Source organism: Microcoleus sp. BROC3 (assembly GCF_036702515.1).
In the GTDB taxonomy this organism is placed as follows: domain Bacteria; phylum Cyanobacteriota; class Cyanobacteriia; order Cyanobacteriales; family Microcoleaceae; genus Microcoleus.
Window position 1 is genome coordinate 267247 of the sequence record NZ_JAUBTQ010000002.1, and the last position, 12559, is coordinate 279805.

The following is a 12559-nucleotide window of genomic DNA, read 5'->3' on the forward strand; positions in this document are numbered from 1 at the left end:
TCGATTATTTGTGGTAATTTATCTTTTTTGTTAGCTTGTTTTGCGGCTTAAATCAATTTTATTCTCCTCTATATGTGACATTCCTTTTGATATCAGAAATGATATTTCTGGATACTCCAAATTCCTGAGCAATTTTAGCAATGGATTCTCCGGCTTGAATTCGTTCTCTGATTTCAAGAGCTTGAGCAAAAGTAAATTTGCGCTCGACATATCCACCCATGCGAGGAAGTGGAACCTGTTGACCTGCTTCCTTCCAAGTGACGTGATATTTAATATCGTGTATGGTTTTGCGGCCGACACTGTATTCCTGTGCTACATCTTTCATCCTCTTTCCTGCTGCTAGCTTTTGCCGAATTTCTCGCACCTTTTCCCAGTCTAATTTGGCATTGGAAAGGGGATGACTTTTGCCTTGGGTGCGTCCTTTCTTGGAAGCATCTAATGAATTTTGGGAGCGAGTACCAGCCCAAAGGTGTTCTGGATTGATGCAACTGGGATTATCGCAGGTATGACAAGCATCCATCAAAGCCGGAAGTTCGTATCCTAATTTCTCTGCTAAAATAGCACGAGTCACTGATTTTGATTTTCCATTTTTCAAGTACCTGCCATAACCTGGACCGTCTTTTGAACCTTGGAAAATGATGCAGCCGCTGTCTTTAATTTCTCCTAAAAAATTGGGTGAAACTGTAGTGAAGTTATCGGGAATATTTGTCTGAAGTATCTTAGTAATAGTTTCATGTTGTAATCCATACTCTTTTGCTAGGTGGTTCTTGATGGTTCCAGATAAATATTTAGTCTGAATTTCCCGTAGTTGTGCGATCGACAATATGCCAATACCGGGAATACTTTTGCGTCTGGGAGTTTTGCGATCGCGCCCAATCATCTGCCCGGTATTCTCAGCAGCAGTACCTACTACCAGATGTGCCGGGTTGATGCAGCTTCGATTGTCGCAGGTATGGCAACCAAAATAACCGGAACCGAGGAACCCTGCTATTTTCGATTCGAGGACTAAACGGTGGACTAATACTGTTTTGCCATCGATCCACTTGCGCGCGTAACCGTTGCCAAACTTGCTCCCTTGCCAATTAATACAGCCAGTCTTCAGGTCAACTTCTCCTTGAATTCCTGGGACAACTGTTACAATATTCATGTTCAGCGTCTCTCCTGTTTAGAGCGTTGATTCGCCTCAGCAGTGTTCGTACCACTGCTGAGGCATTTTAATTTGAGATTGTCGATTAAAGATTAAAGAATTGAATGCTGTCAAAAAATCTTTAATCTTTAATCTTTAATGCCTAATCCTCGTCAAGTTCGTCACGAGAAAGGGATTCGTAAGTAGGCCGGGAGGGCGATCGCTTGCCCCCAGCATCTGCCATCAAATCCACCTCAACGTGCTCGCTGCCCTCGTCGGACGTATTCACCTTGTGCACAGCAATATCCAAGCACAAAGACTGTAACTCCCGCATCAGCACCTTGAAAGATTCCGGCGTACCGGGGCGCGGAATAGCTTTGCCTTTGACGATCGCATTCAGCGCTTCATTCCGTCCCTGCATATCGTCCGACTTCACAGTCAGCAACTCTTGCAAGGTGTAAGCTGCGCCGAACGCTTCCAGAGCCCAGACTTCCATTTCTCCGAACCGCTGACCCCCCTGCTGCGCTTTGCCGCCCAAAGGCTGCTGCGTTACTAGCGAGTAAGGGCCTGTGCTGCGGGCGTGGATCTTATCGTCTACTAAGTGCACCAGCTTCAGCATATAGGCGATGCCGACTGTGATCGGGCGATCGAACGGTTCCCCAGTTCTGCCATCGTAGACAATCGTCTTGCCGGGGTGCTTTTCGTTAAATACCCACGGCTTGCCCGTTTTTTCGCGCGCCTCCTGTAACTTGCCGTGTACGGTTTCGCGAGACTTTTCAGCGCCGTGCATTTCATCAAAAGGCACCATCTTGAAGCGCATCGACAGATTTTCGCCGGCCCATCCGAGCAAACACTCAAAGATTTGACCTACGTTCATCCGCGACGGCACGCCCAAGGGATTGAGCACCAAATCAACCGGAGTCCCGTCTGGCAAGTAGGGCATATCTTCCATCGGCAGAATCCGGGACACGATGCCTTTATTCCCGTGGCGGCCGGCCATTTTGTCGCCGACTTGAATCTTGCGCTTTTGAGCTACGTAGACGCGGACGACCATATTTGCGCCGGGGGGCAGTTCGTCGCCCTGTTCGCGGGTGAAAACCCGCACGTCCACCACGCGGCCTTTTTCGCCGTTAGGAACTCGCAGGGAATTGTCGCGCACGTCGCGGGCTTTTTCGCCGAAGATTGCCCTCAGCAGTTTTTCTTCCGGCGGTTGGTCGGATTCGCCTTTGGGGGTGACTTTGCCTACTAGGATGTCGCTGGCTTCTACCCAAGCACCTTTGCGGATGATGCCCTGTTCGTCTAGTTGGCGCAGCGCATCTTCGCCGACGTTAGGAATTTCGCGGGTGATTTCTTCGGGGCCGAGTTTAGTTTGGCGGGCTTCGATTTCGTATTTTTCAATGTGGATCGAAGTGTAGACATCTTCGTACACCAAGCGCTCGCTAATGAGCATCGCGTCTTCGTAGTTGTAGCCTTCCCAGGGCATATAAGCTACCAGGATGTTGTGGCCCAGAGCCAGTTCTGCTCCTTCAGTGGAGGAACCGTCGGCGAGCACTTGACCTGCTACGACTCGATCGCCCTCATAAATCAGCGGACGTTGATTTAAGCAAGTATCCTGGTTAGAACGCTGATATTTTTGCAGTTCGTGTTCGATGCAGCCAGCGTATTTTTGCTTCCAAACCGAGGGCTGCTTGACTTTGAGTTCGTCGTATTCCCGAATCAGGAAATGTTCCTCGCTGGAACTCGACTCGGCATCGTTGGCCAGGGGTTTGACAATAATCCGGGTGGCGTCGATGTAAATCACCTCGCCGTTAATCCGGGAAACTACAACCATCCCGGAATCTCGGGCGGCCTGAGCTTCCAAGCCCGTACCGACTAGGGGCCGTTCCGGTTTCAGCAGCGGCACAGCTTGCCGCTGCATGTTCGAGCCCATCAGAGCTCGGTTGGCGTCGTCGTGTTCCAGGAACGGAATCAGCGATGTAGCGACGGAGACGATTTGCACCGGCGAAATCGCCATGTAGTCCACCTGCATCGGCGTAGTCGTCGTAAATTCTTGGCGGTAGCGGACGGCTACGGTTTCGCCCAAGAGGTTGTTGTTTTCGTCGAGGCTGATGTCTCCGGGGGCGACGCGCAAATCGTCTTCTTCGTCGGCTGTCATGTAAACGGGGGCTTTGTCGCGCAGCACCCGTCCTTTTTCTACTGGGTAAAAAGGAGTTTCAATGAACCCGTAGGGGTTGACTCGGGCGTGGGTTGCCAAGGAACCGATCAGGCCGGCGTTGGGGCCTTCTGGTGTTTCGATCGGGCAAATCCGGCCGTAGTGGGACGGGTGAATGTCGCGCACCGCAAACCCGGCGCGTTCCCGAGTCAGACCTCCAGGGCCCAAGGCGGAAAGCCGGCGTTTGTGCGTCAGTTCTGCCAGAGGATTCGTTTGATCCATGAACTGCGATAGCTGGGAGGAACCGAAGAATTCCTTGATTGCTGCTACCAGCGGTTTGGGGTTGACCAGAGAAGCCGGGCTGAGGGAGTCGGCATCCGAGACGGTCATTCTTTCACGGATGATCCGTTCTAAGCGGTTGAGACCGACGCGCACTTGATTTTGCAGCAGTTCTCCGACGCTGCGGACCCGACGGTTGCCTAAGTGGTCGATGTCGTCTGTCGAGCCGATGTCGAATTCGAGGTTTATAAGATAGTCGATCGCCGTCAAGATATCTTGCGATGTCAGCACCCGCATCGTATCGGGGACGGACAGCCGCAGTTTTTTGTTGAGTTTGTAGCGGCCGACCCTCCCCAAATCGTAGCGTTTGGGGTCGAAAAAGCGGGAGTTGAGGAGCTGTTCTCCCCCCGCGACGGTGGGGGGTTCGCCCGGGCGGAGTTTGCGGTAGAGCTCCATCAGAGCTTCTTCTTCGCCGAATTGTCCTTCTTTCTCGATCGTTTTCTGGAAGTATTCCGGGTGGCGGAGTGAGTCGTAGATTTCGCCGTCTGTGAGTCCGAGGGCTTTGAGCAGCACCTGAGCCGATAGTTTGCGGGTTTTGTCGATTCTGACCCAGACTAAATCGTTTTTGTCTGTTTCAAATTTCAGCCAAGCACCGCGGTTGGGGATCAGACTGGCGTTGTAGGAACGGCGACCGTTTTTGTCGGTTTCCGATTTGTAGTACACGCCTGGGGAACGCACGATTTGGTTGACAATCACCCGTTCCGCGCCGTTGATGATGAAAGTTCCGCGCTCGGTCATCAAGGGCAAGTCGCCGATGAAGACTTCTTGTTCTTTGATTTCCCCTGTTTCTTTGTTAATCAGGCGGGTGGGTACGTACATTTGCACCGAGTAGGTGCTGTCCCTGCGCTTGGCTTCGTCCACGTCGTATTTGGGGCGCTTTAGTTTGAAGTCTTTGCCCATGAAGTGGAGTTCCAGCTTGCCCGTGTAGTCTGTAATTGGGGAGAAGCTGTCGAGTTCTTCGATCAGTCCAGCTTCTAGGAACCAGCGGAAACTTGCCCGCTGGATTTCGATCAGGTCGGGCAAGGTGAAGGCGAATTCTGTGTAATCTTTAGTGGTCATGGGTGTCCTTTTTCCGCAGTGGCTCTAGCTTTTTACATGGCGTCAAGGCTTGGCTTTTTTTAGCTTGTTACCTTGTTGCGTTTTTTTGATGGATTGTGTGAGAGAATTTATATGATGTTTTCGATCGCCTACCAACTGCTGCAACGGTTATTTTTGCGGGTTGCTCGCAGTATTTTTGTGCGGATTTTGGTTTCGATCGAGATGCTTTTAGCTCCGATCTCGTGGTTTTCCTGGGTAAATCCCCTACACTTTTGACTCCTAAAATTGACTTGACAGCTATTGCCAAATTGCTGAGGTTCCAAGTTTCTTCTGATGTGTAAGTTTGAGTGTGTAAGTTTGAGGTATTTCGTGAAGTTGTGACCTATCCCGAAGGTTAGCGTACTCGCGTTGTGTTGGCCTCAAGCGGGCGACATCGCAGGATCGGATACTAAGCCAACGCCCGATGGTCGGTTCTTTTTATTATAGGACGCAAATCCGATCGCAACAGGCAACGCCAAAAGAATCTCCAATAAAGGATGAATCCGGTTTTTCTGGCAGGATAGAAATGGGATTGTCCCTATCGCTAGGCCCTAAATCGACCTGTTTTCCTCGTTTCTTTGTTCGGAATAAGCTAAACTGAAAAACCGAATAGCTGACAGGCATTTTCGGTTGTCTGCTGGGACAAAGTTAAGAGAGAAACTCCTCTCAATTTAGCAACTTGCTCGGCTACGTAGTAGACGTAGGCTGGTTCGTTGCGTTTTCCCCGCTGGGGTACGGGGGCGAGAAAAGGGCAATCTGTCTCGACCAGGATGCGATCGCTATTTACCATACAAGCTGATTCTTGTATTTGCAAGGCTTTTTTAAAGGTGACTGTTCCGCTAAAACTGATGTAGAAACCTAGGTCTAAAAACCACTGGGTTTCTTCGGGTGTGCCTCCCCAGCAGTGCATGACCCCGCGCACTGGCCCGCGTGTTTGCCAAAAGTTCCTCAGCATTTGGGCCATTGGGGCGGCGGCGTCGCGACAGTGGATAATGACTGGTTTGTCAAGTTCCTGGGCGATTGCAAGCTGTGCCTCAAACACTTTAAACTGGTGTTCTCGATCGTCAGCTTTATAAAAGTCCAGTCCGGTTTCGCCGATCGCCACTACCCTAGAGTCCGAATTCGCTAATTCCCTAATCTGGCTAGCAGTCTCGTCTTTCCACTTGTCGGCATCTAGGGGGTGGAGTCCAACCGCAAACGAAACTTCTGCAAACTGATTGGCGATTGCTTGAATGTCGGCAAACTCTTCTGGCTCTACACAAGAATGAACCAGCCGAACTACACCAGCTTCGCGCCAGCGTTCTCGAATGGCTTCTAACTCAGATTTGTAGGTCTCAAAGTTGATATGAACGTGAGTGTCGATGAGCTGCATGGGGGAAGCAGATTAGAGGTGATACGGGAGAGTCTTGGTGGGATAGGGCGAGGGGGGAGTGAGAGAGTCTGGGAGTGGGAGTGGCAGAGAGTGTATGGGAAAAATCTTCCGTCTTCTTTCTTCCTTCTTCCTTCTTCCTGCTTCACGCTTGACTTCTTCACGCTTGACTTCTTCCCTCAACATCCATCCCTTCAATCTTGTACACTGCTTCGTTGCCGAACTTTCTGCTTCCTTAAGATGCTACCGATACTTCGTGCGGCTTGAGGGTTCTTGCCAAGCGGGACTTTTTGCGAGCGCCGTTGTTGCGGTGGAGTACACCTTTTTTGACAGCTTTGTCAATTTTGCTGTAGGCCTCAGACATTCGCTGCTGGACTTCTTGCATTAATTCAGGACTCGGAGCTGCGGCGTACTTGTCAACGGCAGCGAAATACTTCTTCATCAAAGTTTTGACCGCTGACTTGTAAGATTTGTTGTACAAGCGGTTACGTTCGGCGATTTTGACTCGTTTGACTGCGGACTTAATATTTGCCATAGTTCAGTTGCTGGAAGTAGGTATTCATTGATACACCCTAGTCTCAAGAAAGTCTCAAGACGGGGGGATTTTGAAGGACAACCTTTTCGGGATCGATCCGCAAAAAGCTTGATATTAAAAGGCTGATTCAGACAGCCACTCTCCACTCGCTCAGATCGATCTGAGTCTGTGGCTATTTTTTGGCGATCGCCCGCGCAATAATTTTTTATTGACTCATTTAACTGCCTGTTTTTTACCCCTGACGATACCCAAAGGTATGACAGTGGTGTTACGGAGGCGTCTTGCGGTGTTTCCACCGTCACGAGTTAAAGTCACGGTTTCTTGCGCGCAATTTTCAAGTATACAATAATTTGGCGTTTTTTATAAAAAAATTATCAGGTGTTGGAAAAACTAATATAGCATTTATTCTGCTTAAAATCCCATTCCCTGAAAAATCCAAGTTAAGCTATAACAAAGAATACGGGTTATTTGGGCTTCTTGCCGAAGCACTGAGCGAAGGTAGAAGGTAGAAGGCACTTATGTAGAAGGTAGAAGGCAGCCGGATCAGAAGGTAGAAGGTAGAAGGCAGAATCAAAATTCTCCCGCTCGAACAATCTCCCTCTCGGATAATCTCTGGCTCGGACACTCTCCCCCTCTGCCTTCGGACCCTATCTCTTTGCACCCGGTTCTCTGGCGGGCAATTCCTAGAGAAGGTTGTGACTTGTCCTCAGTGTTGCAAAATCTTCGACAGAGATTTAAACGCTGCACTGAAGCCTTTGAAAATCCCGCGAGTATAGCGGTTTAAGCTTGTGGACTGGTGGTGGCCTACTTCTCTAGGAAAACCCCCACAAAAATCCCCAATTGTCAAGCAAATGTTAGTGAATTTATAGACGGCATTCCTAATCTCCATGCTGCGAATCATTACTCAGTGGGTTGAGGCACAAGCTGAACTGCGACGGATCTGCGATCGCACCCATGACGAACTTGTCGTTCACAAAGAAGCCACCGTGCGGGAGGTGCTGCAAGCTGTAAGGCGCAGAGGCGATCAGGCTGTGCTGCACTACACTGCTGAATTTGACCGCATGACCCTAAATGTGGAAGATTTACGGGTCAGCGGCGCCGAATTGGATGCTGCTTACCAGCAGGTGTCGAAAGAATTATTAAATGCCATCCGGCTGGCTTGCAAACAGGTAGAGGCGTTTCACCGACAGCGCGTACCCAAGTCTTGGGTGCAGTTTGGCGATGACGAGATTGTTTTGGGCAAGCGCTACACGCCGGTCGATCGAGCGGGAATCTACATTCCAGGCGGTCAGGCGTCCTATCCGAGCTCGGTGATCATGAATGCGGTTCCTGCGAAGGTCGCCAAGGTTCCGAGACTGGTGATGTGTACTCCCCCCGGACAGGAGAAGAAAATGAATCCTGCGGTGCTCGTAGCGGCTCAGGAAGCGGGAGTTGATGAGATTTATCGGGTAGGCGGGGCGCAGGCGATCGCGGCTTTGGCCTACGGTACGGAAACTATTCCGAAGGTGGATTTAATTACTGGGCCGGGGAATATTTACGTCACCCTGGCTAAAAAACTGGTTTACGGGACTGTGGGGATCGATTCTCTGGCTGGCCCGTCGGAAGTGTTGATTATTGCGGATGGTTCGGCGAATCCTGTGCACGTGGCTGCGGATATGTTGGCTCAAGCTGAGCACGATTCGATGGCGTCGGCAATTTTGCTGACGGCGGATTCGGTGCTGGCTAGGAAGGTGGTGGCTGAGGTAGACAGACAGTTGGCAAATCACCCGCGCCGAACTTTAACAGAAAAGGCGATCGCCAACTATGGTTTAGTCGTAGTAGTTGACTCGCTCAAAGCGGCGGCGGAACTCTCTAACGAGTTTGCGCCCGAACACTTGGAATTGCAAGTTGCAGATCCTTGGGCTTTGCTCGACCAAATTCGCCACGCTGGGGCGATTTTCTTGGGCGGCTCGACGCCGGAAGCTGTAGGTGATTATTTGGCTGGCCCGAATCACACTTTGCCGACTTCTGGGGCTCCGCGCTATGCGTCGCCGCTGGGTGTCGAAACTTTTATGAAGCATTCGAGTTTGATTCAATATTCGCCTGCTGCACTTAAAAAGGTGAGTAGGGCTATTAATGTTTTGGCAGAAGCAGAGGGGCTTCCTTCTCACGCTGATTCGGTGCGGCTGCGGACTGAAAATGAGGGAAAGGGTGAGTTTTAGATGGTAAATTTGAGATTGGCGATCGAGATGTAAGTAGATGATCGGCAAAATACATAGGTAGTCAAAAGTCAGTGAAATGCAGTGAAACGAAGCACTTCTCTTGCGATTATGGTAGCTTTACATTCTGTGACAAGCGACCCAGTTTATTTGCGCCTACCTACTTACGCAATGCGGGCTTAAGAAACCCGGTTTCTTCAAGTATCTTGCTTAAAAGACGCAATTATGTTAAGAAACCGGGTTTCTGGGTAGGTAATAATGATGTTGGTGGGAAGCGCGGAATTGTAGAAAGTAGGCGACAATCATCGAAAAATTTAAAGTCTAAATATCTGAAATTTAAAGGTGCATGGTATTGAATACTGTTTTGGTAGCGATCGACAATTCAGAGTTAGCGACTCAGGTATTGCAAGTTGTAGGACAATTTCAGCTAGAACCGACGGCAAAGGTGATTCTAGTTCATGTTGTGAGTTCTGGTACGTCGGATTTTGACGCGGTTGTCGATCGACCTCACGCTCAGGGAGATGAGATTGCTTACCGAGAGGTGGAGAAGTTGCTGCAATCTTATCAGGAAAAGTTGCCTTGCCAGAGCGAATTGGAAATTGTGTCCGGGGAGCCAGCGCCGGAAATTTTGCGTTTGGCTCATATCTATAAGGCGGATTTAATTGCGATCGGCTGTCGGGGTTTGACTGGTTTAAAGCGAATTTTGGAGGGTTCGGTGAGTGCTGAGGTTGTCGCTGAGGCTCCTTGTTCGGTGTTGGTGGTGCGGGCTAAGTAGGGGGAATTGAACCGCAGGGATGGACAGGCGAGACGCCTGTTCCACGGAGATTCACAGGCGAGACGCCTGTTCCACAGAGATTCAAAGTAGCTAAAACTTGTAGGGTGTGTCAGCCAAGAGTTATTGAAGCCGCAGATAATATAACGAGAGCTGACGCACCCAAATATAAATTTTTGTTTATTGAGAATGTTAATTGTTGTATAGATTTAAGACTCGTTTTGAAACAGCCGTTATGCTGTCAGCAGTATAAATGTTTGATGGGACAGTGGCTTGAGTCTCTGGAAGACACATGAGCGATCGTCTGGTAGATGTCGATCGCCTGTTAGGTATGTCTCGCAAAATCAACATTGACCTCATCAAAGGGTTGTGTAGTAATATCCGCCAATAGTTCTACACTCTTTGTTTTATTACGATATTTTGATAATTTCAAACACTCAGATATAATTGGGCGTAGTTTTTTAAACCGTTAAAAAAGCACTTTCATTAAAAGTCACTAACTGCAAAGGCTATGACTAAAAAACCGCATCGCTTGATTCCGCAAGTTCTGGCTGCTGGTTTGACCCTGTTTGGGGCGGCGGGTTGTTCCCCTGTCTATTTCAGTCAAGGACTTGCTCGCGCAAATCAAGGCGATTTCAAGGGTGCTGTAGCTGATAATAATCAGAAAATTGAATTTAATCCCAACTATGCTATTACCTACCGTTGGAGTGAGATGGAATATGAATTACGGGGAGGTCAATTACGGAAAAAAGAAGACTGGAGCATAGATTATTATAGGTCGCTCGCCACTTCTACATTAGGCTTTTTGATAGTCTTTTCGAGCCTGTTTGGGCTAATAGCTGGTTTAGCTGTCTATTACAATCAACATGATACCGACGCTGAAACCTACTTAAATCAGGGTAATGCCAACTATAACCAAGGAAAAATAGAAGAGGCGATCTCCGATTATAATCGGGCGATCGATCTCAAGCCCAACTATTCTGATGCCTACGTCTATCGGGGCGCTGCCAATCATGCCTTAGGGAAAATAGAAGAAGCGCTCGCAGATTATAATAAAGCGATTGACCTTAATCCCAAATATGCTGATGCCTACGTCAATCGAGCCGCTGCCAATAATGCCTTAGGGAAAATAGAAGAAGCGCTCGCAGATTCTAATAAAGCGATCGACCTTAATCCCAGAAATACTAAAGCCTACGTCAATCGGGGTGCTGCCAATTATGTCTTAGGGAAAATAGAAGAAGCGCTCGCAGATTTTAATAAAGAGATCGACCTTAATCCCAACCATGCTGATGCCTACTACAATCGGGGCGTTGTTAATAATGCCTTAGGGAAAATAGAAGAAGCGCTCGTAGATTATAATAAAGCGATCGACCTCAATCCCAAATATGCTGCTGCCTACGTCAATCGGGCCTGTGCCAATAAGGCCTTAGGGAAAATAGAAGAAGCGCTCGCAGATTTTAATAAAGCGATCGACCTCAATCCCAAATTAGCTGTTGCCTATGTCAATCGGGGTGTTGCCAAGTATGAGCTTGGGCATAAAGCAGAGGCAATCTCCGATTATAATCAGGCGATCGACCTCGATCCCAAATTAGCTGTTGCCTATGTCAATCGGGGTAGTGCCAAGTATGAGCTTGGGCACAAAGCAGAGGCAATCTCCGATTATAATCAGGCGATCGAGCTCGCTCCCAAATTAGCTGTTGCCTACGTCGAGCGGGGTTATGTCAAGTACGATCTTGGAGAAAAAGAAGAGGCGATCTCCGATTATAATCAGGCGATCGAGCTAAACCTCAATTATTCTGATGCCTACTACACTCGGGGTTTAGCTAACTCTGCCCTAGGAAAAACAGAAGAGGCCATCGCAGATCATACGAAGGCGATCGAACTTAACCCCAACTATGCTGATGCCTACTACACTCGGAGTTTAACTAACTCTGCCCTAGGGACAACAGAAGAAGTCCTCGTAGATTATACTCAGGCGATTGACCTTAATTTCAACGCTGCTAATGCCTACTTCAATCGGGGTAATGCCAAGTCTGACCTAGGGAAAAAAGAAGAAGTGCTCGTAGATTATACTCAGGCGATTGACCTAAATCCCAATGATGCTGTTGCCTACTTAAATCGGGGTTTAGCAAAGTATAAATTAGGGGAAAAAGAAGAAGCGATCGCAGATTACAATCAGGCGCTCGACCTTGATTCCTATTATGCTGATGCTTACTATAGTCGGGGTTTAGCCAAGTCCGCCCTAGGAAGAAAAGAAGAGGCTATCGTAGATTACAATCAAGCGCTCGAACTTTATTCTTATTATGCTGAGGCCTACTTAAATCGTGATTTAGCCAAGTATGAAATAGAAAAAAAACAGGCGCTTGCAGATTATAATCAGGCTATCAACCTTAATTTAAAATTAGCTGTTGCCTACGTCAGCCGCGGTTTAGCCAAGTCTGATTTAGGGCAAAAAGCAGAGGCGCTCGCAGATTATACTAAGGCGATTGGCCTTGATTCCTACTATGCTGATGCGTACTTAAATCGCGGGTTAGCCAAGTCTGCCCTAGGGCAAAAAGCAGAGGCGCTCACTGATTATACTAAGGCGATTGACCTTGATTCCTACTATGCTGATGCCTATTACAATCGGCGTAATGTCAAGTCTGCTGTGGGGGAAGAAGCAGAGGCGCTTGCAGATTATAATCAGGCGATCGAGCTGAATCCCAAACTAGCTGTTGCCTACAATAATCGCGGTAATGTCAAGTCTGCTCTAGGTGAAAAAACAGAGGCACTCACAGATTATACTAAGGCGATCGAGCTTAATTACTACAACCCTCATCCCTACTACAATCGGGGTTTGACTAAGTATAATCTAGGGGAAAAAGAAGCAGCGATCGCAGATTATAGTAAGGTAATCGAGCTTAGTTACTATAATAGACATCTCCCAAAAAGAAATAGTTGGTCGATCGCTCTTACATTATAATGGAAGTTTACCTAAAAAATATGAGTCAG

The 12559-nt window shown here is 48.5% G+C and carries 9 protein-coding genes; 4 read left to right on the forward strand and 5 right to left on the reverse strand.

Going from position 1 to position 12559, the window contains the following annotated elements; translation table 11 throughout:
* Positions 1-58: 58 nt before the first annotated feature.
* Both QUB30_RS02470 and rpoB read right to left on the reverse strand, forming a co-directional pair.
* A complete protein-coding gene (locus QUB30_RS02470; RefSeq protein WP_333328540.1) occupies positions 59-1147 on the reverse strand; it encodes an HNH endonuclease in 1089 nt (362 codons plus the stop codon).
* Between the two features lie 142 nt (positions 1148-1289).
* Entirely contained in the window at positions 1290-4676 is a 3387-nt protein-coding gene (gene rpoB / locus QUB30_RS02475) for a DNA-directed RNA polymerase subunit beta (protein ID WP_333328543.1), read from the reverse strand.
* 111 nt (positions 4677-4787) lie between these two features.
* On the opposite strand from rpoB, the gene QUB30_RS02480 reads away from it, so the two are divergent.
* Positions 4788-4931 carry a hypothetical protein gene (locus QUB30_RS02480; protein ID WP_333140470.1) on the forward strand — a complete coding sequence of 48 codons (144 nt, stop codon included), beginning with the start codon at positions 4788-4790 and terminating at the stop codon, positions 4929-4931.
* Positions 4932-5286: 355 nt separating this feature from the next.
* On the opposite strand, the gene QUB30_RS02485 is transcribed toward QUB30_RS02480, so the two are convergent.
* Genes QUB30_RS02485 through rpsT form a run of 3 tightly spaced genes read right to left on the reverse strand, consistent with a single transcriptional unit; the run spans position 5287 to position 6598 of the window.
* Positions 5287-6066 (reverse strand): TatD family hydrolase, encoded by a 780-nt coding sequence (locus QUB30_RS02485; RefSeq protein ID WP_333328546.1) that lies wholly within the window; start codon positions 6064-6066, stop codon positions 5287-5289.
* Positions 6067-6078: 12 nt separating this feature from the next.
* Positions 6079-6249 carry a hypothetical protein gene (locus QUB30_RS02490; protein ID WP_333328549.1) on the reverse strand — a complete coding sequence of 57 codons (171 nt, stop codon included), beginning with the start codon at positions 6247-6249 and terminating at the stop codon, positions 6079-6081.
* Positions 6250-6298: 49 nt separating this feature from the next.
* Entirely contained in the window at positions 6299-6598 is a 300-nt protein-coding gene (gene rpsT / locus QUB30_RS02495) for a 30S ribosomal protein S20 (RefSeq protein ID WP_006632886.1), read from the reverse strand.
* 887 nt (positions 6599-7485) lie between these two features.
* Between rpsT and hisD the strand changes: the two genes are divergently transcribed.
* The 3 genes from hisD to QUB30_RS02510 all read left to right on the forward strand — a co-directional run bounded on the left by hisD (position 7486) and on the right by QUB30_RS02510 (position 12530).
* Positions 7486-8799, forward strand: a complete 1314-nt coding sequence (gene hisD / locus QUB30_RS02500) for a histidinol dehydrogenase (protein WP_333328552.1) — start codon at positions 7486-7488, stop codon at positions 8797-8799.
* 343 nt (positions 8800-9142) lie between these two features.
* Positions 9143-9571, forward strand: coding sequence for a universal stress protein (locus QUB30_RS02505; RefSeq protein WP_333328556.1), 429 nt, complete (start codon positions 9143-9145; stop codon positions 9569-9571).
* Positions 9572-10079: 508 nt separating this feature from the next.
* A complete protein-coding gene (locus QUB30_RS02510) occupies positions 10080-12530 on the forward strand; it encodes a tetratricopeptide repeat protein (RefSeq protein ID WP_333328560.1) in 2451 nt (816 codons plus the stop codon).
* Positions 12531-12559: the final 29 nt, after the last annotated feature.

Excerpts from the sequence above, each read along its gene's own strand:
- rpoB (WP_333328543.1), bottom strand. The coding sequence starts at position 4,676 with ATGACCACTAAAGATTACACAGAATTCGCCTTCACCTTGCCCGACCTG.
- QUB30_RS02480 (WP_333140470.1), top strand. The coding sequence starts at position 4,788 with ATGATGTTTTCGATCGCCTACCAACTGCTGCAACGGTTATTTTTGCGG.
- QUB30_RS02505 (WP_333328556.1), top strand. The coding sequence starts at position 9,143 with ATGGTATTGAATACTGTTTTGGTAGCGATCGACAATTCAGAGTTAGCG.
- QUB30_RS02490 (WP_333328549.1), bottom strand. The coding sequence starts at position 6,249 with ATGTTGAGGGAAGAAGTCAAGCGTGAAGAAGTCAAGCGTGAAGCAGGA.
- hisD (WP_333328552.1), top strand. The coding sequence starts at position 7,486 with ATGCTGCGAATCATTACTCAGTGGGTTGAGGCACAAGCTGAACTGCGA.
- QUB30_RS02470 (WP_333328540.1), bottom strand. The coding sequence starts at position 1,147 with ATGAATATTGTAACAGTTGTCCCAGGAATTCAAGGAGAAGTTGACCTG.
- QUB30_RS02510 (WP_333328560.1), top strand. The coding sequence starts at position 10,080 with ATGACTAAAAAACCGCATCGCTTGATTCCGCAAGTTCTGGCTGCTGGT.
- rpsT (WP_006632886.1), bottom strand. The coding sequence starts at position 6,598 with ATGGCAAATATTAAGTCCGCAGTCAAACGAGTCAAAATCGCCGAACGT.
- QUB30_RS02485 (WP_333328546.1), bottom strand. The coding sequence starts at position 6,066 with ATGCAGCTCATCGACACTCACGTTCATATCAACTTTGAGACCTACAAA.